This window comes from Xanthomonas sp. NCPPB 2866, from assembly GCF_041475745.2.
Classification (GTDB): Bacteria; Pseudomonadota; Gammaproteobacteria; order Xanthomonadales; family Xanthomonadaceae; genus Xanthomonas; species Xanthomonas arboricola.
Genome location: NZ_CM192975.1, coordinates 4316018 through 4340089, shown reverse-complemented (window position 1 = coordinate 4340089; position 24072 = coordinate 4316018). Strand labels below are relative to the sequence as shown.

24 protein-coding genes and 1 pseudogene are annotated in these 24072 nt (G+C 65.8%); 14 read left to right on the top strand and 11 right to left on the bottom strand.

The window, feature by feature from the left end:
• Nucleotides 1-278: 278 nt before the first annotated feature.
• Nucleotides 279-1490 carry a lipase family protein gene (locus ACCQ04_RS18415; RefSeq protein ID WP_167763576.1) on the top strand — a complete coding sequence of 404 codons (1212 nt, stop codon included), beginning with the start codon at nucleotides 279-281 and terminating at the stop codon, nucleotides 1488-1490.
• A gap of 270 nt (nucleotides 1491-1760) precedes the next feature.
• Here ACCQ04_RS18415 and dnaG read toward each other — a convergent pair whose 3' ends face one another.
• The 4 genes from dnaG to rpsU all read right to left on the bottom strand — a co-directional run bounded on the left by dnaG (nucleotide 1761) and on the right by rpsU (nucleotide 5742).
• On the bottom strand, nucleotides 1761-3509 hold the full coding sequence (dnaG, locus tag ACCQ04_RS18410; RefSeq protein WP_226427553.1) for a DNA primase: 1749 nt from the start codon (nucleotides 3507-3509) through the stop codon (nucleotides 1761-1763).
• Nucleotides 3510-3608: 99 nt separating this feature from the next.
• Nucleotides 3609-4559: a YihY/virulence factor BrkB family protein gene (locus ACCQ04_RS18405; protein WP_102580517.1), complete on the bottom strand. Its 951-nt coding sequence runs from the start codon at nucleotides 4557-4559 to the stop codon at nucleotides 3609-3611.
• Between the two features lie 247 nt (nucleotides 4560-4806).
• Nucleotides 4807-5253 (bottom strand): GatB/YqeY domain-containing protein, encoded by a 447-nt coding sequence (locus ACCQ04_RS18400; protein ID WP_016902816.1) that lies wholly within the window; start codon nucleotides 5251-5253, stop codon nucleotides 4807-4809.
• Between the two features lie 273 nt (nucleotides 5254-5526).
• Entirely contained in the window at nucleotides 5527-5742 is a 216-nt protein-coding gene (gene rpsU, locus ACCQ04_RS18395; protein ID WP_002808376.1) for a 30S ribosomal protein S21, read from the bottom strand.
• A gap of 280 nt (nucleotides 5743-6022) precedes the next feature.
• Between rpsU and tsaD the strand changes: the two genes are divergently transcribed.
• From tsaD to ACCQ04_RS18380, 3 genes are all read left to right on the top strand, one after another.
• A complete protein-coding gene (gene tsaD, locus ACCQ04_RS18390) occupies nucleotides 6023-7087 on the top strand; it encodes a tRNA (adenosine(37)-N6)-threonylcarbamoyltransferase complex transferase subunit TsaD (protein ID WP_184433097.1) in 1065 nt (354 codons plus the stop codon).
• Between the two features lie 75 nt (nucleotides 7088-7162).
• Nucleotides 7163-7519 (top strand): dihydroneopterin aldolase, encoded by a 357-nt coding sequence (folB, locus tag ACCQ04_RS18385; RefSeq protein ID WP_024938857.1) that lies wholly within the window; start codon nucleotides 7163-7165, stop codon nucleotides 7517-7519.
• 232 nt (nucleotides 7520-7751) lie between these two features.
• Nucleotides 7752-9923: a glycoside hydrolase family 3 N-terminal domain-containing protein gene (locus ACCQ04_RS18380; protein WP_184519252.1), complete on the top strand. Its 2172-nt coding sequence runs from the start codon at nucleotides 7752-7754 to the stop codon at nucleotides 9921-9923.
• Nucleotides 9924-10214: 291 nt separating this feature from the next.
• Here the strand turns inward: ACCQ04_RS18380 and ACCQ04_RS18375 are convergent, their stop codons facing one another.
• The gene (locus ACCQ04_RS18375; protein ID WP_226427552.1) at nucleotides 10215-11393 is read right to left on the bottom strand and encodes a PQQ-dependent sugar dehydrogenase; all 1179 of its coding nucleotides are present in this window, start codon (nucleotides 11391-11393) and stop codon (nucleotides 10215-10217) included.
• A 170-nt stretch (nucleotides 11394-11563) separates the two neighbouring features.
• Here ACCQ04_RS18375 and yiaA point away from each other — a divergent pair, with 170 nt between their 5' ends.
• Nucleotides 11564-12001, top strand: coding sequence for an inner membrane protein YiaA (yiaA, locus tag ACCQ04_RS18370; RefSeq protein WP_046344757.1), 438 nt, complete (start codon nucleotides 11564-11566; stop codon nucleotides 11999-12001).
• A 55-nt stretch (nucleotides 12002-12056) separates the two neighbouring features.
• On the opposite strand, the gene ACCQ04_RS18365 is transcribed toward yiaA, so the two are convergent.
• From ACCQ04_RS18365 to ACCQ04_RS18340, 6 genes are all read right to left on the bottom strand, one after another.
• The gene (locus ACCQ04_RS18365; RefSeq protein WP_102256994.1) at nucleotides 12057-12389 is read right to left on the bottom strand and encodes a hypothetical protein; all 333 of its coding nucleotides are present in this window, start codon (nucleotides 12387-12389) and stop codon (nucleotides 12057-12059) included.
• Between the two features lie 171 nt (nucleotides 12390-12560).
• Complete coding sequence (locus ACCQ04_RS18360; protein WP_016902823.1) at nucleotides 12561-13058, bottom strand: hypothetical protein; 498 nt, start codon at nucleotides 13056-13058, stop codon at nucleotides 12561-12563.
• Nucleotides 13059-13146: 88 nt separating this feature from the next.
• The gene (locus tag ACCQ04_RS18355) at nucleotides 13147-14454 is read right to left on the bottom strand and encodes an APC family permease (protein WP_226427551.1); all 1308 of its coding nucleotides are present in this window, start codon (nucleotides 14452-14454) and stop codon (nucleotides 13147-13149) included.
• Nucleotides 14451-15227 carry a L,D-transpeptidase family protein gene (locus ACCQ04_RS18350; RefSeq protein WP_226427550.1) on the bottom strand — a complete coding sequence of 259 codons (777 nt, stop codon included), beginning with the start codon at nucleotides 15225-15227 and terminating at the stop codon, nucleotides 14451-14453. The genes ACCQ04_RS18355 and ACCQ04_RS18350 overlap by 4 nt, the downstream gene beginning before the upstream one ends.
• A 491-nt stretch (nucleotides 15228-15718) precedes the next feature.
• Complete coding sequence (locus ACCQ04_RS18345; RefSeq protein WP_102580510.1) at nucleotides 15719-16816, bottom strand: dipeptide epimerase; 1098 nt, start codon at nucleotides 16814-16816, stop codon at nucleotides 15719-15721.
• Nucleotides 16813-18225 carry an SH3 domain-containing protein gene (locus ACCQ04_RS18340; RefSeq protein WP_226427549.1) on the bottom strand — a complete coding sequence of 471 codons (1413 nt, stop codon included), beginning with the start codon at nucleotides 18223-18225 and terminating at the stop codon, nucleotides 16813-16815. Before ACCQ04_RS18340 ends, ACCQ04_RS18345 begins: the two co-directional genes overlap by 4 nt.
• 314 nt (nucleotides 18226-18539) lie before the next feature.
• Here ACCQ04_RS18340 and ACCQ04_RS18335 point away from each other — a divergent pair, with 314 nt between their 5' ends.
• From ACCQ04_RS18335 to ACCQ04_RS18295, 9 genes and pseudogenes are all read left to right on the top strand, one after another.
• On the top strand, nucleotides 18540-19346 hold the full coding sequence (locus ACCQ04_RS18335) for an N-acetylmuramoyl-L-alanine amidase (protein WP_226427548.1): 807 nt from the start codon (nucleotides 18540-18542) through the stop codon (nucleotides 19344-19346).
• Nucleotides 19347-19442: 96 nt separating this feature from the next.
• A complete protein-coding gene (locus ACCQ04_RS18330) occupies nucleotides 19443-20189 on the top strand; it encodes a M15 family metallopeptidase (RefSeq protein WP_225874111.1) in 747 nt (248 codons plus the stop codon).
• Nucleotides 20190-20268: 79 nt separating this feature from the next.
• Nucleotides 20269-20466 (top strand): CPXCG motif-containing cysteine-rich protein, encoded by a 198-nt coding sequence (locus ACCQ04_RS18325; RefSeq protein WP_016903162.1) that lies wholly within the window; start codon nucleotides 20269-20271, stop codon nucleotides 20464-20466.
• A gap of 137 nt (nucleotides 20467-20603) precedes the next feature.
• Complete coding sequence (locus ACCQ04_RS18320) at nucleotides 20604-20981, top strand: hypothetical protein (RefSeq protein WP_054591068.1); 378 nt, start codon at nucleotides 20604-20606, stop codon at nucleotides 20979-20981.
• Nucleotides 20982-21205: 224 nt separating this feature from the next.
• Complete coding sequence (locus ACCQ04_RS18315; protein ID WP_024938867.1) at nucleotides 21206-21568, top strand: EF-hand domain-containing protein; 363 nt, start codon at nucleotides 21206-21208, stop codon at nucleotides 21566-21568.
• A 255-nt stretch (nucleotides 21569-21823) separates the two neighbouring features.
• Complete coding sequence (locus tag ACCQ04_RS18310) at nucleotides 21824-22258, top strand: EF-hand domain-containing protein (protein ID WP_372358592.1); 435 nt, start codon at nucleotides 21824-21826, stop codon at nucleotides 22256-22258.
• A gap of 37 nt (nucleotides 22259-22295) precedes the next feature.
• Entirely contained in the window at nucleotides 22296-23054 is a 759-nt protein-coding gene (locus tag ACCQ04_RS18305; protein ID WP_046344739.1) for an HAD family hydrolase, read from the top strand.
• An 84-nt stretch (nucleotides 23055-23138) separates the two neighbouring features.
• Nucleotides 23139-23750 (top strand): hypothetical protein, encoded by a 612-nt coding sequence (locus ACCQ04_RS18300; protein ID WP_226427547.1) that lies wholly within the window; start codon nucleotides 23139-23141, stop codon nucleotides 23748-23750.
• A 124-nt stretch (nucleotides 23751-23874) separates the two neighbouring features.
• Nucleotides 23875-24029 (top strand): annotated as a pseudogene (locus ACCQ04_RS18295) (beta-ketoacyl-[acyl-carrier-protein] synthase II); the annotation flags it as partial.
• Nucleotides 24030-24072 lie beyond the last annotated feature (43 nt).

The window sequence follows — 24072 nt, the reverse complement described above, 5'->3', positions numbered from 1 at the left end:
GGCCGCGCAGCGCAGGCCGGGGACGCATGCGTGCTCGCACCGGCTCCGGCAGCAGCGTGCGCTTGCGCCTGCCTGCAGCACTGCAGACGGCGCCGCGTGGGGTGGTGAGCGATTCGTGCGATGCGTCGAGATTCCGCTGCGCGGGCGCTTCTGGCACGCACATCCTTTGTTAGATTCCGGTTGCACACGCCGCGCGCCTCCGTGCCCGAACGGTGTCCGCGCGCCGCGTCCGTGTTCGCTCGTGTTTCCACGCAAGGCCTAAGGAAAGGAGCCAGTCCATGCATTACGACCAATATCAACAGACCTTTGCGCTTTCCGCCCTGGCCAACTGGGTGGGCGATCGCAGGGGCAGCCAGCCGGCGTTGCAGGCGGACTACCAGGCCACGTTGCTGCAGACGCTGGCATCGGCCGACACCCAGGACCGGATCGGCGACTGGCAACTGGTGTGGGGGCCGCAGGTCTGGCAGGCGGCCGATTCGTCGCTGTCGGGCAATGCCATGTACGTGGCCCATACCGACGCCATGCCGGGCATCGGCGAGGCGTATGTGGTCGCGTTGAGCGCCACCAACCCGGAGTCGCTCTACGACTGGTTCACCGAAGACTTCGATGTGTCCTCGGTGGTGGATTTTGCGACCTACACGCCGTTGCTCGGCACCGCGCCGGTTGCGGCGAAGAAACCCGTCAAGCCAGGTTCGGCGGTCATCTCGATGGGGGCCGCCACCGGTGTGTGGCATCTGCTCAACATGGTCAGCCCCTCCACCGCACTGGCGCCGAACACGACGCTGCTGGATTTCCTGCAAGCGCTGGATGGCAGCAAGGCGACGGTGATCTTTGCCGGACACAGCCTGGGCGGTGCGCTGTCGCCGACCTTGGCGACCTGGTTGAAGAGCAACGGCAAACTGGACAATTTCAGCGTCGTGCACTGCTATCCCACCGCCGGCGCCACGCCGGGCAACGGCGGGTTCGCCGCGCTGTATGCGCAGGCATTGCCCTCTCCAGCGCCGGGCGCGGCGCCGTATCAGATCTGGAATGCCGACTTGTGGAACACGCTCGATTGCGTGCCGCATGCCTGGACCGTGCCGATGCTCAGCCAGATCAAGACGCTGTACGGGAACGCGCCGATCAAGGAGATCGATGTGCTGGTCGATGTGGCCATCGCCAATGCGGTGGCGTCCACGGTGAACTACCGGCAGATCGCCAACCAGCCGCTGACCGGCACGCTCACCGGCACCCCCACGACGGTCCTGCAATTTCTCGAGCAGATGGCTTCCCAGCACACCACCGCCTATCAGGCCTTGATTGCCCCATGGCTCACGCCGGTGTCCGGTACGCCGCAGAGCCAGAGTGCCGACGAAGCGCCCGCGCGCGATGCCCTGATCGAGCGGCTGACCGCGCATGCCGGCCACGCCGCACTGGCCGATGCCGACAAGATCGAAGCGGTCAGCGCGGCGCTCGGCTCGATGGCCAAGACCTTGTTCAAGCAGCTATGAGCGCGCATCTGCATGCGGCGGCCAGCGCTGGCCGGCTGCGTCGGCAACAGGTGGTCTGACAGCATGCGCCAGGTGCTCGGCGCGCGCCTCGACGTAGGCGCAGCAGGGCGCGCTGGTCGATCTCGTCGAGTCCGTGTGCGCGTTGCCTTGTCTACAGCTCTTCGATGCGCTGCTGCAGCAGTTGCCGGTGCAACTGGGCCATGGTGTCGTGCAGCGTGCGCGCCTGGCCCGCACACGACAGCGTAAACCGATCCCCTCGCGCTACCCGCACTACAACGCAGCGAGCGCCTTGAACAGCTCGCGCAATTCGTACTTGTCGGTGTCGTCCAGGCCCTGCGCGCGCTGCTTGTCCTGCAGTTCGTCCAGGCGCTGACGCAGCAATTGCTTGTCCAGTTGCGCAACGACGTCATGCAGTTCCATCGCCCAGCTGTGTTCGTCGCCGGGCAATGCCTGTGCGGCCAGTTTCTGTAGCGCGGCCTGTTCGTCGCGTTCGGCGAAGTGTTCCAGCAGCGCGCCCGTGCTGATTTCCGGGCGTTGCCGCACCAGTGCCAGCAGTTCCATCAACAGGTCGATGCCGGGCAGGCGCAGGCCGGAAAAATCGTGGTCGCCCTCCAGGCTCATCGCCAGCGACGGACGCTGCAGCAGGATCGCGATCGACGCGCGCACCAGGCTGCGTTTCTGCGCAGGCGCACCCATGCGGGCAGGTGGCCGTGCCTGCGATGTGGACGCCTGCGCCGCCTGACTGACGCCCACGCCGGTCAGGCGCGACAGCTCCTGCTTCATCAGGTCGCCGAACGCGCCTTCGGGAATTTGTGCCAGCATCGGCTTGGCGCGTTCGGCCAGCCGTGCCTTGCCATCGAGCGTGTGCAGGTTGATCTCGCGCGACATCTCGTCGAAGAAGAACTGTGACAGCGGCGTGGCCTGCTTCAGGCGCTGATCGAAAGCCTGCGCGCCCTCCTTGCGCACAATGGTGTCCGGGTCCTCGCCATCGGGCAGGAACAGGAAGAACGCCTGGCGGCCGTCCTTCATGCGTGGCAGCACCGATTCCAGTGCACGCCAGCCCGCCTTGCGGCCAGCGTTGTCGCCGTCGAAGCAGAAGTACACATCCGGCGCGTTACGGAATAGCAACTCGGCATGTTCTGGCGTGGTCGCCGTGCCCAGTGTGGCCACCGCCTGGGTGACGCCGAACTGGAACAGCGAGACCACGTCCATATAGCCTTCCACCACGATCAGCCGCTCGATCTTCTGATTGGCCTGGCGCACCTGCCACAGGCCGTACAGCTCGCGGCCCTTGTGGAACAGCGCGGTTTCCGGCGAGTTGAGGTACTTCGGCCCCGGGTCGCGGCCGTCGGCCGGCGCGCCCATGATGCGTCCGCCGAACGCGATCACGCGGCCGCGGCGGTCGAAGATCGGGAACATCACCCGGTCGCGGAACTTGTCGTAGACATGGCCGCGATCGTTCTTGGAAAACAGCCCGGCGCGTTCGAGCACGCTCATGCGGCGCGCATCGGTGCCCAGCGTGTCCTTCAGTGCGCTGTAGCCATCGGGCGCGTAACCGATCTGGAAACGCGCGCGGTTGTCGGCATCCACGCCGCGGCTGTCCAGATAGTCGCGGGCGCGTTCGCTGCCCTCGAGCTGACGCTGGAAGAACTTGGTTGCCGCTTCCAGTGCCGAATACAGCTCGCGGCTGTCGTCCTGCTGCTGCGGGGTGCGTTGCTGGGTCTCGCGCGGGATTTCCATGCCGGCGCGCTTGGCCAGCTCGTCGACCGCATCGAGAAATTCGAGGCGGTCGTAATTCATCAGGAAGCTGATCGCGGTGCCGTGCGCGCCGCAGCCGAAGCAGTGATAGAACTGCTTGGTCGGCGAGACCGTGAACGAGGCCGAGCGCTCGTCATGGAACGGGCAGCGCGCCGAGTATTCCTTGCCTTGACGCTTGAGCGGCACGCGACCGCCCACCACCTCGACGATGTCGGTGCGTGCAAGCAGTTCGTCGATGAATGCGTCGGGGATGCGGGCCATCCCGCTAGGATATCCCAGCCGCCGGCGCGCGCCGATTTCAGTGAGCGAGGGCCCTCAGCAAAGCGGCGTATGCCGCTCGGGCACGCGCCGCATGCGCAATCAACTGCGCGTCGGTGCTTCCGGCGGCTGCAGCGTGGCGTCTGGTTCGGCGGCGACCGGCGGCAGGTTGTCCGTATCCACGCCGGCCTCGCGCAGCTTGCGATGCGAGCGCACGCGCTCGTCGATCACCGCGGTCAGCAGGGCGCCGACGAAGAACACCACCGAGGCGTAGTACATCCACACCAGCAGGATGACCAAGGTGCCCATCGAACCGTATGCGCTGCCAGGCGCGGCCTTGGCGATGTACAGGCCGATGCCGTAGCGACCCAGGGCGAACAACAGCGCGGTGATCACACCGCCGACGAAGGCCTGCCGCCAGTTGACGGTGCGATCGGGCAGATAGCGATACAGGAAAGCGAAGGCGAGCGAATACAGCGCCAGGGTGGTGATGTAGCCGATCGCCGGCAGCACCGATGGCAGCCGTGCAAACACCACCTGCAACGCGGTGGTGGCAATCATCGACACGATCAACAAGAAGCCCAGGGCCAGGATCACGCCGAACGAGAACACGCGCTTCTTCAGCCACGCCATCAGGCCTTCCAGGCGCTGCTTGTCGGTGCGGAAGATCAGGTTCAGGGCGTTCTGCAACTGCGCAAACACCGCCGTGGCGCCGATGAACAGCAGCAACGTGCTCCACAGTCCGGCCAACGAGCCTACCCCGGGTTGATCGGTGGCGTTGCGGATCACCGTGTCGGCCACTTCCGCCGCGCTACCGCCAGCCAGTTGCGCGATCTGCTGCACCAGCGCTTCCTGCGCAGGTGGATACAGCGATGCGGTCAGCCACAGCAGCAGCACCAGCAGCGGTGCCAGCGACAGCAAGGCGTAGAACGACAGCGACGCGGCCTGCGTCATCACGTCGATCTCGAGAAAGCGATTGAGCAGTGCCATCGGCAGGCTGCGCTGCAGGCGGCTCAGATGTTTCTGCAGGTGTTCGGTTGAGAGCTTCGTCACCGGCGGGGAATCCTTGGGCATACCGTTGTGCGCGCAGGCATCGTGAGGTGAAGCCGGCATGCGGAATGCTTCACCCGGACCTGTGCTGGCGAAAGTGTTCTAACAGGGCATGTTCAAAGATCGGGTGAAAGCGGGCGCTGGATGTTGCGCGTGTGCTGCTATTGAAACGGCGCTGCAGCCAGCCGCACTCGGGCGGCTCGCTGCAGTGCCCTGGCCATCGGGCACAGGGCACTGTGCAGGCGAAGACTCAGCCTGCCAGATGCTGCTTGACCAGCGTCGAGACCAGGCCCATGTCGGCCTGACCGGCCAGCTTGGGCTTGAGTGCGCCCATCAGCTTGCCGATGTCGGCCGGGCTGCTGGCACCGGTCTGCGCGATGGCTGCCTGGATGGCGGCGACGATCTCGGCCTCGCCCATCTTGGCCGGCAGGTAACGCTCGATCACCACGATCTCCTCGCGCTCGATCTGCGCCAGGTCGTCGCGTGCAGCGGCTTCGAACTGGGTGACCGAGTCCTTGCGTTGCTTGACCATCTTGTCGAGCACGGCGATCACGGCGGCATCGTCCATCTCGACGCGCTCGTCCACTTCCTTCTGCTTGATCGCGGCATTGATCAGCCGGATCACGCCCAGGCTGTGCTTGTCGCCGGACTTCATGGCGGCTTTCATGTCATCGGTGAGCTGTTGCTTGAGGGGCATGGTGTAACTCCTGGGAGTGCGTGTTGCTGATGTGCCGATGCGCCATGACGGGCGCGGTGCATCGGCAGGAAGTCGGGCTGTGCAGGACGTCGGGCTGGGCAGGCGCGGATGGCGGCAGCGATGCCGGTCGGCTCTGCAGCTGCGCAGAACGCAGCGGTCGCCTGGCAGCGACCAATACAAAAAGCCGGCGACGCTTGCGCGTGCCGGCTCTTGGGTTCCACTCCGATGGGCCGCGCCTTCAGCGCATGCCCGTCGGCAAGGAACCGCGTTCGATCAGTACAAGCGCTGGCGCTTGGTGACGTCGCGCGAGGAACGACGCAACTGACGCTTCACGGCAGCGGCAGCCTTACGCTTGCGCTCCTGGGTCGGCTTTTCATAGAACTCGCGCTTGCGGGTTTCGGCCAGCACGCCGGCCTTTTCGCAGGTGCGCTTGAAACGACGGAGCGCAAATTCGAAGGGCTCGTTCTCGCGGACTTTAACGCTGGGCATGGGTTCTCCAGATAATGGGATTTCCGTCCGGGAGCCCCGGGCGGGTGCGAGCGGACTCGCGTGACGGAATTTCCGGGTTGCCCCGGCGAGCCGCGCATTATAACGACTTGCCAACGACCTGCAAGCCCCCTGCGGCATCTGCGCGAGCAAGCCTGATAAAGCCTGCGCTTGCGGGTGATCCGGTGGCGAGCACACGGCCGCGCAGCAGATCGCCCCTGGCCGATCTGCGCAGGGTAAAAGCTGCGAAAATAGCCCGCATGTCCCTGCCTGCCGAGTTGCCGTGAAAGTTCTTGGGATCGAATCATCGTGCGATGAGACCGGCGTGGCGGTCTACGACACCGCGCTGTCGGGCGTGCCGGCGCTGCGGGCCCACGCGGTCTACAGCCAGATCGCGCTGCATGCCGAATACGGCGGCGTGGTGCCCGAGCTGGCCAGTCGCGACCATGTGCGCAAGCTGCTGCCGCTGATCCGCCAGACCCTGGACGAGGCCGGATTGCGGATCGACGAACTCGATGGGGTGGCCTATACCGCCGGCCCGGGCCTGGTCGGCGCACTCCTTGTTGGTGCCGGTGTGGCGCGGTCGCTGGCCTGGGCGCTGGATGTGCCGGCGATCGGCGTGCATCACATGGAAGGCCATCTGCTGGCGCCGCTGATGGAAGACGACCCGCCGCAGCCGCCGTTCGTGGCGCTGCTGGTCTCCGGCGGCCACACCCAGCTGGTATCGGTGAAGGCGCTGGGCGAGTACGAGGTGCTTGGCGAGACGCTGGACGATGCGGCCGGCGAGGCTTTCGACAAGACCGCCAAGATGATGGGCCTGCCGTATCCGGGCGGGCCGCAACTGGCGGCGCTGGCCGAAACCGGCACCCCGGGGCGCTACAAGTTCGCGCGGCCGATGACCGACCGGCCCGGGCTGGATTTCAGTTTCAGCGGGCTCAAGACCCAGGTGCTGCTGGCCTGGCGCGGCAGCGACCAGTCCGACACCACGCGGGCGGACATCGCGCGCGGGTTCGAGGATGCGGTGGTGGAGACGCTGGCGATCAAATGCCTGCGCGCGCTGGATGCGGCCGACTGCAACACCCTGGTGGTGGCCGGCGGCGTGGGCGCCAACAAGCGCCTGCGCGCACGCCTGCAGGACGCGGCGCAGCGGCGCGGCGGCCGGGTGTGCTTCCCGCGGCCGGCCCTGTGCACCGATAACGGCGCGATGATCGCCTTCGCCGGCGCGCTGCGGCTGGAGGCCGGCGAGCGCGCCGACGCGGCAGTGCATGTGACGCCGCGTTGGGATATGGCTGGCTTGCCGTCGCTGGCGGCGGCGCGGGATTCGGGAGTGGGGATTGGAGATTCGTAGAAGCTAGTCCCTCTACCTGCTGTCTGTCGCGCTCTTGCCAATCCCCCAATCCCGAATCCCCAATCACGGCTCCCAATGGACAAAGTTTTTATCGAAGGCCTGGAAATCGATGCGCTGATCGGCATCTACGACTGGGAGCGGCGCATCCGCCAGACGCTGCGGTTCGATCTGGAGATGGGCTTCGACAACCGCATTCCGGCCGCCAGCGACGACATCGCCGACACACTGAACTACAAGGCGGTGAGCAAGCGGCTGATCGAATTCGTGCAGGCCTCGGACTTCGGGTTGGTGGAGACCCTGGCCGAGCGCTGCGCGGCGATCGTGCTGGACGAGTTCGGCGTGCACTGGCTGCGGTTGAAGCTGAGCAAGCCCGGTGCGGTGCGCGGCGCGCAGGCGGTGGGAGTGATCATCGAGCGCGAGCGGGCCCGCTGACGGCCACCGGCCGCGGGCTCGCTCAGCGAGCTCCGATCCTTGGCCGCGCCCCGGAAAACCTAGGTGGCACCGGACCGAGATCTACGACCACGCCAACGATCCCCAGCCCCAAGGCGCGGTTCAACCGGACCCGACAAATCCCGAATCCCGAATTCCAAATCCCGGCACTTGCCCCCTCGCGGTCGCCTCAGGCTAGAATTGACGGCCATGTAAACGTTTTCTCAAGGATCTCATGGCTGCTGATCGTATCGAAACCCTGATTGCCCAGATGACCGTCGAAGAGAAGGTCGGACAGTTGGGTGTGTTCGCCGACATGGTGCGGCCGTTCGCGCCGGACGTGAATCCCGAAGCCAATGTGCTCAACGCCGACGAGGTGCTGCAGCAGGTGCGCGCAGGCCGGGTCGGCTCGTTGTTCAATGGCGTCGGCGCCGCGCTGGGCGTGCAGATCCAGAAGGTGGCGGTGGAAGAAAGCCGCCTGGGCATCCCGGTGATCCTGGCGGCGGACGTGATTCACGGCATGCGCACGGTGTTCCCGATCCCGCTGGGCGAGGCGGCCAGCTTCGAGCCCGAGCTGGCCGAGCGCACCGCGCGCGCCACCGCGATCGAGGCGACCGCCGCCGGCCTGCACTGGACCTACGCACCGGCCGTGGATATCGCGCGCGACCAGCGCTGGGGCCGTGGCGCGGAAGGCGCCGGCGAAGACGTGGTGCTGGGCGCGGCGTTTGCCGCCGCCCGCGTACGCGGCTTCCAGGGCAGCGATCTGAAGGCCGACGATTGCCTGCTGGCCACCCCCAAGCACTTCGCCGCCTACGGCGCCGTGGCTGCGGGCATGGAATACAACACCGTGGACATCGCGCCGCAGACACTGCGCGATGTGCACCTGCCGCCGTTCAAGGCCGCCTTCGATGCCGGCGCACTGACCGTGATGTCTTCGTTCAACGACATCAACGGCGTGCCGGCCAGTGCCAATCACGAATTGCTGACCGAGATCCTGCGCGGCGAATGGCAGTTCCCCGGCGTGGTGATATCCGATTACACCGCCGACATGGAATTGATTGCGCACGGCTATGCGACCGATGAGCGCGATGCGACCAAGAAGGCGTTCCTGGCCGGCCTGGATCTGAGCATGCAGAGCGGCTTCTATGCCGCGCATCTGCCGTCGCTGGTGGAAAGCGGCGAGGTGCCGATGGCCACGCTGGATGCCAGCGTGCGCCGCATGCTGCAGCTCAAGGAGGCGATCGGGCTGTTCGACAACCCGTACCGTTCGCTGGATCCGGCACGCGAAGCCGACACCGCGCATCTGCCCGCGCACGATGCGTTGTCGCGCGATGCGGCGCGGCGTTCGATCGTGTTGCTGAAGAACCAGGGCGAGGTGTTGCCGCTGAAGAAAAGCGGGCAGCACATCGCGTTGATCGGGCCGTTCGTGCAGGACCGCGAGAACATCGAGGGGTGCTGGACACTGTTCGGCGACAAGCAGCGCTACGTGACCCTGGAGCAGGGTGTGCGCGCGGTGGTCGACAGCGAGCATCTGACGGTGGTGCCGGGCTGTGGCCTGGAAGACGCACTGCCGGGCGGTATTTCCGCCGCCATCGATGCGGCGCAGGCCGCCGACGTGGTGGTGCTGGCGCTGGGCGAGCCGCAGCGCTTCAGTGGCGAAGCGCAGTCGCGCACCGAGATCGTGTTGCCGCCGGCGCAACAGGCATTGGCCGAAGCCATCGCCGCCACCGGCACGCCGATGGTGGTGCTGCTGCGCAATGGCCGCGCGCTGGCCCTGAGCGGTGCGGTGCGCGATGCCGATGCGATCGCAGTGACCTGGTACCTGGGCACGCAGACCGGTACCGGCGTGGCCGACGTGTTGTTCGGCGACTACAACCCCTCCGCGCGTCTGCCGATCAGCTTTCCGCAGGTGACCGGGCAACAGCCGTATTTCTACAACCATCTGCGCACCGGCCGCCCGGAACTGCCGACGCTGTCCGAGTACAAGGCACGCTGGCGCGAGATGCCCAACGAGCCGTTGTATCCGTTTGGCCACGGCTTGAGCTACACCACCTTTGCGTATGCGCAGCCGCAGCTGAGCAGTGCGCAGCTCGGCTGGGACCAGACCCTGACCATCACCACGCGCGTCACCAATACCGGTCGCGTGGCCGGCGAAGAAGTGGTGCAGCTGTATGTGCACGATCGCGTGGCCAGCCGGGTGCGTCCGGTGCGCGAACTCAAGGGTTTCCGCAAGGTGTTGTTGCAGCCTGGCGAAAGTACGGACGTGGTGTTCACCCTGACGCGTGATGCACTGGCCTTTACCAACCACAAGAATGTGTTTGGCGCCGAGCCGGGCGTGTTCGATGTGTGGGTGTGCGCCTCGGCCAAGAGTGGCGAGGCGGTGACGTTCGAATTGCTGGAGGCCTAAACACCCGCGGGCGTGGTAGGGCGCACTCACGCGATACGCAGCGGAGTGCGGCTGCTACGCGGGATTTGAGATGACGGTGACGGACGTGGCCCAAGGGCGCGCCGTCATTGGGTCAGGGAAGATGTAAGCGCATGCCTGGTCGATGTGACCACGGCTCTGCTCGCATCTGTATGTATCGCGCCATGCACCGCACCTAATCGAACGCGGCTTCGCCGCGAAAATCGTGGCCACCGCCAGCACGCATTCGACGCGTGGCGGTGGCACGACTCCCCTGGGCGCGATCTTGCGGAGTTATGCCTCGTTCTCGACTGCTGCCTTGCTCTTGGGCGTCAGCTTGAGCAGGCGCCCGGTGCTGCCGCTGGCTTCGTCTTCCAGCAACCACAGCGCGCCGTCCGGACCCTGTTCCACTTCGCGAATGCGCGCGCCCATGTCGTAGCGGGCCACCTCGCGCGGCTGATCGCCGAGCGAGACCTGCACCAGCGACATCGACGACAAGCCGCCGATAAAGCCGTTGCCGCGCCACGCCGGGAACTGCTTGCCGCTGTAGATCACAAAGCCGGCTGGCGAGATCACCGGTGTCCAGCTGATCTTGGGCGCGGCAAATTCCGGGCGGGTGTTGTGATCCGGGATCGGGGTGCCGTCGTAGTTGTCGCCGTTGGAGACGATCGGGTAACCGTAGTTGGCGCCGCGCTGGATCAGGTTCAACTCATCGCCGCCGAGCGGGCCCATCTCGTGTTCCCACAGGCGCCCCTTGCCGTCAAAGGCCAGGCCGAGAATATTGCGGTGACCCAGCGACCACACCTGCGCGGCAACGCCGCCCTGCGCAGCGAACGGGTTGTCGGCCGGCACGCTGCCGTCATCGTTGAGACGGATCAGCTTGCCGAGATTGGCTTGCATGTCCTGGGCGGGGGTGAACTTCTGGCGTTCGCTGGAACTGATCCACAGCTTGCCGTCCGGCCCGAACGCGAGCCGGTGGCCGAAGTGGCCGTTGCCGGTGACCTTGGGATCCTGGCGCCAGATCACCTTCAGGTCCGACAGCGTGCCGCCGCCGCTGGCATCCAGCGTGAGCGTGGCGCGTGCCACCGCTGCGCCGCGTGTATCGCCCTGTCCCGGTTCGGCGTAGCTGACATAGACCAGGCCATTTTTGGCAAAGCGCGGATGCGCCAGGACATCGCCGAAGCCGCCCTGGCCGCCGTACGCCACCACCGGAATGCCGGTGATGGCGCTCTTGCGGTTGGTCTTGAGATCCAGCCGCATCAATGCACCGCGTTTTTCGCTGACCAACAGGCTGCCGTCGGGCAGGAAGGTCATTGCCCAGGGTTCGTCGAAATCGGCAACGGTGGTGGCCTGGAACGGCCACTGCGCCTTGGGAATGGCGGCCGCCGGCGCGACGGCAGGCGCGGCACATGCGGTGGCGGCGGTGAACAAGCTGGCCGAGCAGGCCAGGGCAAGCAGACGTCGGACAGACATGAGGTCCTCCAGGGAATGGGCGCAGTGACGTTGCAGCCCTCCCGCAACGTGTCCTGCGTCGGGTTTTAAAGTACCTTACACGACGCCTTCAAGGCCGCCTTGTCGTAGATCACTTTCTTTGTGAGACGTGTGCGTCCCACATCACTGCTTCACCATGAAAAGGAGTTTCCATGGCTGCCACGCAAAAAACGTCACCTGCTTTTATCGCCGCATCCTGGGCTGCATTGCTGTTGGGTGGCATTGCCTACCTGGTCGGGCTATGGAATGCGCAGATGATGCTCAACGAAAAAGGCTATTACTTCACGCTGCTGTTGTTTGGCCTGTTCGCATCGGTGTCGTTGCAGAAGAGTGTGCGTGACCGCGCAGATGGAATTCCGGTGACGGGCCTGTACTACGCGATCTGTTGGTTCTCGCTGGTCATCGCGCTGCTGCTACTGGCAATCGGCCTGATCAACGCGACCCTATTGCTGAGCGAGAAAGGTTTCTACGCGATGGCCTACGCATTAAGCCTGTTCGGCGCGGTTGCGGTGCAAAAGAACACCCGCGATGCGATGGATGTCGCCAACGCATCGCATTACTCTCGCGCAGTACCGCCACCGCTGGACTGATGCAATACAGACAGATTGATACCACAACGCCACCTCGACGGTGGCGTTGTTGTTTTCAGGGCTTGGACTTGTTGTCGCCAGTCACGAAGTCTGTCGCATTTTCCCAGGCACGCTTGACGGCGTGACGGGCCTTGCTCCAGCTCAGGCCATCGGTACCTCGGTTGGCTTCCCACTCGCGGTGCAATTCCGCTTCCACCTGATCGTAGGCGCGGGCGTTTTCGCGGATGCGCGCTTGGTGTCCTGCGAGATAGGCGCCCTCGTAATCTTCGTAGCGGTCACCTTCGGTGTAATACGGTTCTTCGGTGAAGCGCTCGCGCCAATAATTGGACACGTTCTGGCTGCGGTCTTCGTCCGGTGCGCGGCCCGGAATCTGATACGGCACGTTCATGCTCGTCTCCGTGTTGAATGTGCGCCCTAACCTAGGCGGGCAGGTGTTAAATCCGTTGCCAGGACAGGTGAGGAGGGCATCAAGGCATGCTGCACTTGGTGACGCTCTCTGGCGCGCCCTTGCGCGACACGGTGCGCCGCGCCCAACGATTCAGCCGGTGGTCGGCGCGCGTCACGTCGCTGCCGATGCAGCTTCGTATGGTAGTGGCGTGGCACCGGCGGCACGCAGGCTGGCTTCGGCATGCTGCAGCGAGGGCTCGTCGGCGTCGATGATGACCAGGACGCGCCCTGCCTGGATTTCGTCCTCGAATTGGCGGCGGACCGGATCGGGGACGGTGGCGCCGATCAGTGCAGACGACCAGGTGCCGACCAGGGCGCCTGCCAGCGCCATGACGCCGGCACCGGCGATGGTGAGGCCGATCGGAGGCACGGCGATGGCAACCAGTCCGGCGACCAAGCCCGCAGCGCCCCCGGTGGCGGCGCCGCGCGCGGCAGCAGGGAGAAAATCCGTCTTGGCATCCTTGCGTTCATCGGGAATGCCTTCCAGCTCGATATCCGAACGGGCAATCAAGGACAGCGCATCGTTGTCGATGCCGGCGCTGCGTGCGGCCTGCATGACGCGTTGCGCACTTTCGATATCGGGCGTGCTGTAGACACGGCGCAGTTTCATCGCAAGCTCCCATGCAGGTGAGAACTGCAGCGTTGGACGGACACGGTTAGTCGTGCGTGATCGCTGTGCGAGCGTCCTGCGAAAACCGCTATGCGGGCTTGCGCGGACACAGGTAAATCAGCCAGCCCACCAGCAATGCCACCCCGGCGGCCGCCAGGTTCTGCCAGCTGGCGCTGGCCAGCAGGCCCAGCGACAGCAGTAGCGCTGCGATGGGAATGGCCGGCCCGCCAGGCAGGCGCAAGGTGTCGGTGCGTTGCCGGTAGCGACGCGCCAGCACGATCACTGCCGCAGCAGTGCCGATGTAGGCAAACAGCCGCGTGACCATCGACAACAATGCCAGCTGCGTAAACGAGCCGGACACCGCCAGCGCCAGCGACAGCACGCCCTGGGTCAGCACTGCCGCAGCCGGGGTGTGGAAGCGCGGATGCACACGTGCCAGGAATGCGGGGCCGTAGCCATCCTGTGCCAGCGCGAACAGAAAGCGCGGCCCGAGCATGACCGTATTGCTGGTGGTGCCGAGGATGGAAATGGTGGCACCCACGGTGAGGATCAGCGCCAGCGCTTCGCCGCCGAAACGGCTTGCGGCATCGGCCAATGGCGTGGGCGAGGCGGCAAGATTGGGCAGCGTGCCCTGTGCGACGACCTGGACCGCGGCGTAGATCAAGGTGACCGTGACGATCATGGTGATCAGCGCAAACGGCACGTCGCGGCGTGGGTTGCGATATTCGCCCGCGGCCGCAGGAATGTTCTCAAAGCCTGCATAGGCAAACAGCAGCAGCAAGGCCGCTTCGCCCAGATTGCCCAGGTCGCGCAGATCCGGCGTGGTGCCGGCAAAGGCCCACGACCAGTCCACGTAGAACAGGCCGATGGCCACGAACAGCAGCAACGGCACCAGCTTGCCGATCACCAGCGCGATGCCGGTACGCGCAGCCGATTTCACGCCGATCACGTTGATGGCGGTGAGCAGCCCCAGGGAACCGACGACCACCAGCAAGCGCGCCCAGTGATCGGTTGCCACGGTCGGCCAGAACCGCGCCACCGCATCGGCCAGGCCGTTGCTCAATGCCGCTGCAGAACTGATGCGCGTGAGCCAGATCATCCAGCCGATCTGAAAGCCGACAAACGGGCCGAACGCCTCACGCGTGTACAGGTAACTGCCGCCCGGCGTGTCGAAATAGCTGGCCGCCTGCGCGTAGCACAACACCAGCAACGCCACCGCCAGACCGGCCAGCATCACCGCCCACAGGCTCATCGGCCCCAGCAGTGCCGCGGTGGCCGCGGGCAGCAGATAGATGCCGCTGCCGATGACATCGTTGATCGACAAGCCGACAATCTGCCAGCGGCTGACCACGCGGACCAGGCCAGTGGAATCGGGTGCAGGAGCTGGGGTGGTCATCGTGCTGCCTCCCTCAACTCGGGCAACTGCCAGCGGGCTTGCAGGCGTGCGTATTCGGCACGTGGCAACAGCACGAACAGCGGTTTGTCGTCGGGCTTCAACCAGGCCAGCAGGCCTTGCATATCGGCCGGCGCCATCGCGGTGCAGCCGGCGGTGAACTGGCCCGGCGTGCGCCACAGGTGCGCGAAGATGCAGCTGCCGCGCCCGGGAACCGCATCGGGATTGTGGGCGATCACGAAGCCCTCGCTGTAACGCGCATCGCCGGGATGTTGCAGGTCCAGGCGCATCGGTTCGGTCGACCCGGCCACTGCAGCCTTACCGATCTGCGCGGCATCGACGATGCGGTTGTACAGCGGCGAACTCGGCACATCCATGCAGTAGTGGGTGGCGCTCATCGCCTGGTACGGCATGGCGCTGTCGATCTGCTGGGCGTAACCGAAGGCCGGGCCGATCGCGAATACACCGGCCGGGCTGCGGCCGTCGCCTTCGCGCTTCTGCGGGCCTTGCGCCTGCGCCGGATGCAGGCCATCGCCCCAGGCACTGCCATGCCGCCCGAGCGCGACCGCGAAGCCCGGTGCGGCCGGTTGCCAGTGGCCGTCCACACGGGTGAATGTCTGCAGGCGCGCCTGGGTGCTGTCCCAGTCCGGCGTGGTCACCACGATCAATGCGCGCGCTTGATTCAGGGCATCGATCGGCCCGGCAGCGACGGCAACGCTGCCGCAGCTCGCCAGCGCCAACAGCACAGCGGATCGAAACAAGGTGGCAAGGCGCATGCAGGCTCCGGGGGGAATGGGTCGAGCGGGGGACGAGTCTGGGGGCGATACACGGTTGACGGAGACAGTACGCTGCTTTGGTGCCGCGTTGGGCACACCATCATGTCGCTACTGTACTCAGCAATGTGGCCGTGTGCCGCATGCGCGCGCCTGGTTTGTGCGACTGCTTGGCCGGGCTTCGAGTGTGTTTTGTTGTTCTGGGAGAGTTGGCCTCTGTGGCTGGCTGCAGAGCGGCTGATCTGGGGCATGGTTGCAGGGCCCTTGCCCGCCCGCCCTCGCAGGACACGCCGCAAGTACATCCTTGTAGGCTCTTACGCGGCATCCATGCCGCGTAAGGTCCCGCGACGGTGAGCGGGCAAGGACCTGTCGAGATGATCGGTGGGCATGGTGCAAGCAATGCACGACGTTCGCTGTCCGGGTGACTGCGTGTGCAAAGAAGCGCTGACGGCGCCATGCCTGGGCCAATGCGGCCTGGAGATCCTACTGACGTTTTAAGCCGGCAAGAGCTCCAGCCCGTGGATGCGGCGGATGCCCAGGCCGGGCGAGTCGTCGATATGGATCTGCGCATCGTCGAAGTGCACGCCGCCCTCGGTGGGATCGAACTGCCCGAGCGCGGGCGCATCCAGATCCGCCAGGGTGATGCTGCCGGCCTTGGCCACCGCCAGATGCACTGCCGCAGCCACGCTGATGCTGGATTCGATCATGCAGCCGATCATGCAGGGCACGCCGTACAAGCCAGCGATATCGGCGATGCGGATTGCGTTGGATAGCCCGCCGGTCTTCATCAGTTTGATGTTGACGATATCGGCGGCACGGCGCTGGATGAGGTCGATCACCTGGACCGGCGAGAACACGCTTTCGTCGGCCATCACCGGCGTGTCGATCCGCGCGGTGACAAACGCCAGCCCGTCGATGTCCGCGGCCTTGACCGGCTGCTCCACCAGTTCCATCACGATGCCGGCGTGTTCCAGTGTACGCATGGTGCGCACCGCCTGTTTGGGCGTCCAGCCCTGGTTGGCATCCAGGCGCAGCGATGCGCGGCCAGCGACAGCAGTATGTATCGCGGTGATCCGCTCGAGGTCCGAGCCGCTGTCCTTGCCGACCTTGATCTTCAGCGACCGATAGCCGCGCGCGAGCGCGGATTGCGCCTGCGCCACCATCACGTCGATGCTATCGACGCTGATGGTGATGTCGGTGGTGATGCGCGGCATGCCACCGCCGAGCGCCCGGTAGAGTGGGGCGCCCAGGGCCTGCGCCCACAGGTCGTAGAGCGCGATCTCCACCGCCGCCTTGGCGCTGGTGTTGCGCTCCAGCGCGTGTTGCACCAGCGCGCATAGCCGGTTGAGATCGGCCACGTCCTGGCCGATCAACGTCGGCCCGATGCAATGCTGGATCGCAGCGATGATGGAGCCGTGCGTATCGCCGGTGATCGGGGCGGTGGCCGGCGCTGCGCCATAGCCGATGTGGCCGCTGTCGGTCTGCAGCAGCACCACCACGTCCTCGATCGCCTGCACGGTACGCACTGCTGTCTTGAACGGGGTCTTCAATGGCACGCGCAGCATGCCGAGGCGAAAGCCGGTGATCTTCATGGAAAGCCAATCGGTGCGATGCGTTGGATGCGGGTGATGTGGTCGACGAACGGTGTGCCGTCGCTGGCGAGCAGTGGCAGCAGCGGCGTCACCGACACACCGTTCAAGCGCGCGCGCTGCACGTTGCCGGCTGCGTCGCGGTAACTGGCGCCGGCCACGTCATGGATCACCCATGGCGCACCGCGCTCGTGTCCGACCACCAGCATCACATGACCAGGGATGTAGATCAGGTCGCCGACCTGCAGCCGGGCAAGTTGTTGCAGGCGCTGCGGCAGTGCGGCCTGCGCCTGGAACGGAACGCCCAGCAGCGCAGGGCTGCGTGCCTGATCGCCGGTATTGCGCGGCAATGCAATACCCAGGCTGCGATACACATCCAGCACGAAACCGCTGCAGTCGCGCGCATCGTAATCGTTGCCCCAGCCATAGCGTTCGCCGAGAAATTTGAACGCCTGCTGCAACAACGCTGCAGGCGTGGCCGGCAACGGGCCCACGCGCACGTCGGCGCCGCGTGGGATCAGTGCCGGCACCAGCTGCAAGCGACCATCACTGTTGCGCAGCGGCAGCTGCACGACATGGGCGGCCTGCGGCAACTGCCCGTTGACCGGCTGCTGCGGCGGCCAGTCGCCAAGCAGCGGCACGCTGGTGCCCATGTCCAGCGCCAGTGCGGAGATGGCGGGCACCTCCGGGGTGTAGGCGCTTTGCACGCGTGCGCCGGTGACCACCAGTCGTGGGCTGCGTTGTGCATAGTCCAGCACTTCCTCACGCGTGCCCACGGCAATCCGGTCGGCGGCGATCCAGGCCGCATAGTTGGCTGCCAGCACAAAGTGCCATGCACCATCGGCGCTGGTATGCAGCACCGCCACCGGTGTACCGGGGTAGAGCGCCGATTCCTGGAAGCGGTCGATATCATGGTCGTCGGTGGTGCTGAACACGCGTTGCGCGGTCGGGAAGGTGCGCAGTGCCGCGCGCTGCACCACCAGTGCAAACCGTGGCGTGACCTGCGCAGGCAGTGCATCCAGTGCGAGTGCGTGGCGCAGCGTCGCAAGGCGCGAGGCATCGATGCTGTGACCTTCGCTGTCGTACAGCGCACGCGTCGGCATGGCCGACAGTGTTTCGATGCGCGCGCGCACCTCGGCCGCTGGCAGCACTTCGGCCAGCTGCGACAGGTCGTGCATGGAGCCATCGTCACGCAGCAAACGCGCATTGAAGCCGGCGATCTGTGCGGCAGTCATACGCAGCGTCTGCGCGTTGTCAGCGCGCTGGATCCAGTAGTCGGCGGTCAGCTGCGCATCGCTGGCCGCCAACGGTGCCGTGTGCGGTATCGGGCTGGCAGGCGTTGCCGCAGCGGCAACACAGGACAGTCCGATGACCAGCAGCAACAACGTCAGCAGGCGGCGCGACAGTGGCATGAAGAGGGCTCTTGATGGGATACAGCGACTGGCGAGGCTCTGTGCGGGAAATCATTACGGCAAGCGCAGGGTAGACCTGCGCCAACCGCGCCGGTCTTTAGTGTACGCATGCGCATTATCACTGGTGCGTGTCGCATGGGGGCAGCGGCGCTGTAAGGTCTGTCGGTCTCTGCACACTCGCAGTCTGTCTGCCACTGGCCGCAGCCGCATGCTGCATGCCATCGTTCGCACGGCAGATAATGGGTACATCGCCTGCGCGGCCCATCAGGGTGCTGGTGCAGCGCAAGCCCTTGCCGTTTTGCCAGGAGAATCCGATGTCATCTGCTCCCACGCTGTCGCCATTGCCCTGGCTCCGTGCCGCGCTGTGCCTGGTGGTGCTGTCACTGGGGGCGTGCGCGCATGCGCCGCAGCGCAACCCGCTGGCCCAGTGGGTGCCATCGCCCAACTACGACGCGCGGCGGCCAATCCTGATCGTGCTGCACTTCACAGACCAGCAATCGGTGCCGCAGAGCCTGGGCACGCTGCGCGGGCGCAATAGCGGCGGCCGGGTCAGTGCGCACTATCTGATCGGCGAGGATGGCGCGCGCTATCAACTGGTCAGCGACGACCAGCGCGCCTGGCATGGCGGCGCCGGGCGCTGGGGCACCATCACCGACATCAATTCCGCTTCGATCGGCATCGAGCTGGACAACGACGGTAGCGAGCCATTCGCGCCCGCCCAGATCGACAGCCTGCTGGTGTTGCTGGACGACCTGTGCACCCGCCTGCGCATCCCGCGTACGCAGATCGTCGGCCATGAAGACGTGGCCCCCACCCGCAAGAACGATCCCGGCCCGCTGTTTCCGTGGAAGCGCCTGGCCGACGCCGGCTTCGGCCGCTGGCCTGCCGCCGATGCCCCCGCCGCGCCGGCAGGCTTCGATCCCTGGCAGGCGCTTGCCCTGCTCGGCTACAGCGTCGACGATCCTGCTGCGACGCTGCAGGCATTTCATCATCACTACCGCGGCAGCGACGCCCGCACGCTGGATGCCGAGGATTTGCGCATCCTGCATGCGTTGACCGGGCCGCTGCGACCACTCAGCGTGCCAGTTACTGCCAAGCAGCTTGAGAGCGAAGGCTCATAAGTGCATCGTGGTCGCGTTCGCCAGCGCCATCCTGGCGACCGATTCGGGCGTGATGCCTGATGTGCAATGTCCCCATTGATTACAAGGGAAAAAACGATGAGGCAAATCAGGTCGGTGCGGACATTGCGTCGGCGGGTTCGGGGAGCGGTCTGTCAGGCACTGCTGTCGATCGCGGTGGTGCCGTTGGTTGCCGCAGCTGCCGAGGTGCATGTCTCTTCGGCAACAACCGCCGCACAAGCCGGTCTGGTCAATGTGCAGGGCCTTGCGCCCGAGATCGCGGTGGACATGCGTTATGCGGGCAGCAACAACTTCACCGGGCGTGTGGTGCCGGGGTATGAGGCGCCCACGTGCTATTTGCTGCGTCCGGCGGCGGAGGCGCTGGCACGGGTGGCGCGGTCGCTCAAGTCCCAGGGATATCGACTGCAGGTGTTCGACTGCTACCGGCCGGTGCGGGCGGTGCAGGCGTTCGTGGCCTGGGCTGCGGATCTGCAGGATCAGTCGACCAAGGCGCAGTACTACCCCCGTGTGGACAAGCGCGCGCTGTTGGGCGACTACATTGCCGAGACTTCGGGGCATAGCCGTGGCGCAACGCTGGACCTGGGCCTGCTCGATTGCCGGCAGGGCCCATGCCAGCCGGTGGCGATGGGCACCGACTTCGATTTCTTCGATGCGCGTGCGCATACCGATGCGCGCGACATCAGCCCCGCCCAGCGTGCCCACCGCCAGCAGCTGTTGCGTGCCATGGCGGCGGAGGGATTTGCCAACTATCCGATGGAGTGGTGGCATTTCACCTTCCGCCCCGAGCCGATGCCGGATACCGCGTTCGATGTGCCGGTCAACTGAGCAACCGCGCCGCAGGCGGTGACTCGGCCACCGGCCTGTCCATGTTGTGCATCACCCCAAATTGCTGCAAGGAATTGCCATGTCCGACCCGGAACGTTTTATCGATATCGCCTGCCCGTATTGCGGGGAGTGGATCACCCTGACGCTGGATCTGACCGGCGGCGACCAGCACTACATCGAAGATTGCCAGGTGTGCTGCAAGCCGATCTCGGTCAGCGTGCAGTGGGATGAGGAAGGCGAGGCGCAGGTGAGTGCGCGCGGGCAGGACGATGCGTGAGCGCGGCGTGCCGCAGCATCGGGCACTCGTAGCGCCCGGCCGGTCCGCGTTCGCGTAAGCGCTCGCGCTTGCTGCTTGGGCCGGGATCCATCACCCGCAACCGCTAGACTGATGCGCCTGCTGCCTGGATCGTCACGATGAATCTGCCTCTGCACTTCGGTCTGCTCGGTTCGCTGGAGGCTGGCCTGATCGCGTTGGTGCTGGGTGTGCTGGTCTTCGCCGGGGTCGAGCATATCGGCCGGCGTCTGCAATTCACCCACGGGCACACGCTGGGTATTGCCTGTCTGCTCGCGGTCGCCATCGGCGGCGGCTACGACATCTGGAATCTCGTCTACACCAGCATCGTGCGGCTGGAGTCGCCGCTGTACGCGCGCCTGGCATTGGCCAAGATTCACGATCCCAACGAATTGGGATCGCGAGTGATCCTGGAAGTGGCCGGGGCGATCGCCGGTGTGGTGCTGGGTTGGAAACTGTTCAGCTCCGGAAGCTGGGATGACGAGGCACCGAATGCGTAAATTTACGTTATGAAATGGGGCACGGTTCGCATATTTCGATGCATTGAATGAGCTGCTTCTGTTTGGCTCACCGATGTCTAACAGATGGCTAGGCGCAAACGTCCGACGCGTGGTTAAGAGGATGTTTTGCGGGAAATTGCGGCGGGTTTTGCGTTCATTCGGGCTGGGTAAGGTGGGGCCATGTGCGGCGACACCGCGCATTCCCAAGCCAAGGAGACCACCCAATGAAGAATCGCAACCGCACCTCGCTGCTCGCCGCCACCGCCGCTCTTGCCGCCGCCCTGGCGCTGCCGGCGATGGCGCAGAGTACGCAGCAGGATGCCGCCGCGACGTCGGCCCAGTCGGGAAGCTCTGCCACGAGCGCGGCACAGCCTGCGCAGTCCGGCGGCGGGCAGACCTGGGCGAGCGTCGACACCGATAGCGACGGCGCCATCAGCACACAGGAGGCCCAGGTCAATGCCGGGCTCGCGCAGATCTTCAATGACGCCGATTCCGACAAGAACGGCAAGCTGACCCCGGACGAATACAAGGCGTTTGTCGCCAAGCAGCAGGGCGGCGCAGCGGGAAGTGGGTCGCAAGGCAACTGAGGTAGTAGGTCGCAAGGTAGTGAGTTCGTTTGCTGACGTGTTTTTTCGACATCAGGAGGCAGCTTTCGCAATTGCAGTCATTTGAGCAGTTGTTGTCGTTTGATCCGTGGCATCGCTTCGTGGATGCCCGTGATCGGCAAGTAGCAGCATGACCACGTAACAGGATGGACACGCGGGAGCGATCTGCCAGGGTCGCTCCCGTTTTCTTTACGTGCACCGCGCTAGATTGCCCGCTCGTTCCTTCGACACACTCTCATGCTGCTGCGTATCGCCATGCTGGTCGGCCTGTCGAGTCCACTGTGGGCGCTCGCGGCGCCGCCGGAGTTGCCGCCAGCCAACCCGTCGCGTGCGACCTCCACCACAGGGCCGGCAACACCGGCAATGGCGCCGTTGCCGATCGACCCACCACCGCCTGCCACAACGCCCTTGCTGCCGGCCGACGCTGCAGCGCCATCGGCTGCCAAAGGCGGTGCGGAGGCCGCACTGGCGCCGCAGGCCGGCACGTTGGCGCCACGGACCTTCCGCAGCCTGGACAGCGACGCCGACGGCTCATTGACCGTAGACGAAGCCGGCGCCGACCCCGTCCTGCGCGAGAATTTTGCCGGCTTCGACAGCAATGGTGATGGGCGCCTGTCGCGCGACGAATTCGCCAGCTACCAGCCCGGTCCAGGCGACGCCACGGGGGATTGACCGCGGCAGCGCTCCAGTGCGCTGCTAAACTGGCGCGATGACCTCTTCTGCACAGCGCGACGGCCAGGCGATCCAACTGGTCGGCTTCGACGGCGACGATACCCTCTGGAAAAGCGAGGACTATTACCGCACTGCCGAAGCGGATTTCGAAGCGATCCTGGCCGATTACCTGGATCTGGGCGACAGCCGCATGCAGCAGCACCTGCTGGCGGTGGAGCGGCGCAATCTCAAGGTATTTGGCTACGGCGCCAAGGGCATGACGCTGTCGATGATCGAGACGGCGATCGAACTGACGCAGGCGCGCATCGCCGCACGCGACATCCAGCGCATCGTCGAGATCGGCCGCGCCACGCTGCAGCACCCGGTGGAGGTGATTGCCGGCGTGCGTGAGGCGGTCAGCGCAATTGCCGCCGACTATGCGGTGGTGCTGATCACCAAGGGTGACCTGTTCCATCAGGAGCAGAAGATCGAGCAATCCGGTCTGGCCGATCTGTTTCCGCGCGTGGAGGTGGTGTCCGAGAAGGATCCCCAGACCTATGCGCGCGTGCTGGGCGAGTTCGACCTGCCGGCGCAGCGCTTTGTGATGATCGGCAATTCCTTGCGCTCGGACGTGGAGCCGGTGCTGGCCATCGGCGGCTGGGGGATCTACACCCCGTACGCGGTGACCTGGGCGCACGAGCAGGAGCACGGCGTGGCTGCCGACGAGCCGCGCATGCGCGAAGTGCCCGACGCCGCCGGCTGGCCGGCGGCAGTGCATGCGCTGGATGCAGTGGCCCGGCAGCACGCGCTAAGCTGACTTCCGTCGCGGCCAGCGCCGCGACCTGAGTCTGCAGATGCAACTTGCGTGTACGCAAGCGCTCGGCCTGACAGCGACGCGGGCATGCGGCATCATCGGCGCATGCCTTCATTGCTTACCTCGCCGTTGCGATCCCTGCCGCTGCTGAGTGCGCTGCTGCTGCCGATGCTGGCAGTTGCGCAGACGTCGCCTGCGCCTGCCACTGCGGCACCGGCTGCTGCGCCGGCAGTGACGCCGGGCACCGGCGATGCCTGGGTGGACCAGCATCTGGCCGACATGGGCAGCTACGCGCAGCGCTACCCGGACAGCTTCATCGGCGAAGTTGCGCGCTACACCGGCACCCCGCGCGGCTATGTGCAGGCATTGTTGCAGGTGCATGGCTGGCACGCCGGCGACATCTATTTCGCCTGTTTCTGGGCGCAGACGCTGCAGTTGTCCTGCCGCGACACCGTGCGCGCCTACAGCCGCGACCATCATGACGGCTGGGAGGGCGTGATCGCGCGGCTGTCGGTCACGCCGGAGACCGTGCATATGCGCGCGTTGCGGCACGCCATCGTCGCCAGTTACGACCGCTGGGAACGTCCGATCACGCTGGACGCGTTGCTGCGCCGCCAGCTCGGCGATCACGCGCAACGGCTGGAAGCCGCGCGCCAGGCCAGCGAGGCGGCCGAGGCAGCGGCGCAGGCCGGGCTTTAGAACGGCTGGCAAACCGACGGCGTAGCCGCCAGGCCGGTGTGGCGGTGCTAGGAACCGGCGTGTAGCACTCGTGCGCTGCGGTTCCTGCGCGCCGTCCACGCACATCCGGTGGCTGCCGGCTCAAGGTGGTGTCGGCTACCGGCGCGGCAGCGTGCTATTCGGCGTCAACTCGCTGCAGTAGTGGCACCTGAGCTGTGCCGGCCGTTCGATGCGCGCCGGGTCGGCCTGAGCCTGGGCGAGGCTGGCGGCCTCTCACGCTTGTTGGCCATCCCCGGAGCGACCAGCCAGGTGACTGCGCTCCCGGCCACACAGGCGCAGCCGG

Coding starts and splice junctions, on each gene's coding strand:
- ACCQ04_RS18340 (WP_226427549.1), bottom strand. CDS start 18,225: ATGCCACTGTCGCGCCGCCTGCTGACGTTGTTGCTGCTGGTCATCGGA.
- ACCQ04_RS18330 (WP_225874111.1), top strand. CDS start 19,443: ATGAGGCAAATCAGGTCGGTGCGGACATTGCGTCGGCGGGTTCGGGGA.
- rpsU (WP_002808376.1), bottom strand. CDS start 5,742: ATGCCCAGCGTTAAAGTCCGCGAGAACGAGCCCTTCGAATTTGCGCTC.
- ACCQ04_RS18415 (WP_167763576.1), top strand. CDS start 279: ATGCATTACGACCAATATCAACAGACCTTTGCGCTTTCCGCCCTGGCC.
- ACCQ04_RS18400 (WP_016902816.1), bottom strand. CDS start 5,253: ATGCCCCTCAAGCAACAGCTCACCGATGACATGAAAGCCGCCATGAAG.
- ACCQ04_RS18380 (WP_184519252.1), top strand. CDS start 7,752: ATGGCTGCTGATCGTATCGAAACCCTGATTGCCCAGATGACCGTCGAA.
- ACCQ04_RS18360 (WP_016902823.1), bottom strand. CDS start 13,058: ATGAAACTGCGCCGTGTCTACAGCACGCCCGATATCGAAAGTGCGCAA.
- folB (WP_024938857.1), top strand. CDS start 7,163: ATGGACAAAGTTTTTATCGAAGGCCTGGAAATCGATGCGCTGATCGGC.
- ACCQ04_RS18320 (WP_054591068.1), top strand. CDS start 20,604: ATGAATCTGCCTCTGCACTTCGGTCTGCTCGGTTCGCTGGAGGCTGGC.
- ACCQ04_RS18345 (WP_102580510.1), bottom strand. CDS start 16,816: ATGAAGATCACCGGCTTTCGCCTCGGCATGCTGCGCGTGCCATTGAAG.
- ACCQ04_RS18355 (WP_226427551.1), bottom strand. CDS start 14,454: ATGACCACCCCAGCTCCTGCACCCGATTCCACTGGCCTGGTCCGCGTG.
- ACCQ04_RS18315 (WP_024938867.1), top strand. CDS start 21,206: ATGAAGAATCGCAACCGCACCTCGCTGCTCGCCGCCACCGCCGCTCTT.
- ACCQ04_RS18310 (WP_372358592.1), top strand. CDS start 21,824: ATGCTGCTGCGTATCGCCATGCTGGTCGGCCTGTCGAGTCCACTGTGG.
- ACCQ04_RS18325 (WP_016903162.1), top strand. CDS start 20,269: ATGTCCGACCCGGAACGTTTTATCGATATCGCCTGCCCGTATTGCGGG.
- yiaA (WP_046344757.1), top strand. CDS start 11,564: ATGGCTGCCACGCAAAAAACGTCACCTGCTTTTATCGCCGCATCCTGG.
- ACCQ04_RS18305 (WP_046344739.1), top strand. CDS start 22,296: ATGACCTCTTCTGCACAGCGCGACGGCCAGGCGATCCAACTGGTCGGC.
- ACCQ04_RS18350 (WP_226427550.1), bottom strand. CDS start 15,227: ATGCGCCTTGCCACCTTGTTTCGATCCGCTGTGCTGTTGGCGCTGGCG.
- ACCQ04_RS18365 (WP_102256994.1), bottom strand. CDS start 12,389: ATGAACGTGCCGTATCAGATTCCGGGCCGCGCACCGGACGAAGACCGC.
- ACCQ04_RS18375 (WP_226427552.1), bottom strand. CDS start 11,393: ATGTCTGTCCGACGTCTGCTTGCCCTGGCCTGCTCGGCCAGCTTGTTC.
- dnaG (WP_226427553.1), bottom strand. CDS start 3,509: ATGGCCCGCATCCCCGACGCATTCATCGACGAACTGCTTGCACGCACC.
- ACCQ04_RS18300 (WP_226427547.1), top strand. CDS start 23,139: ATGCGGCATCATCGGCGCATGCCTTCATTGCTTACCTCGCCGTTGCGA.
- ACCQ04_RS18335 (WP_226427548.1), top strand. CDS start 18,540: ATGTCATCTGCTCCCACGCTGTCGCCATTGCCCTGGCTCCGTGCCGCG.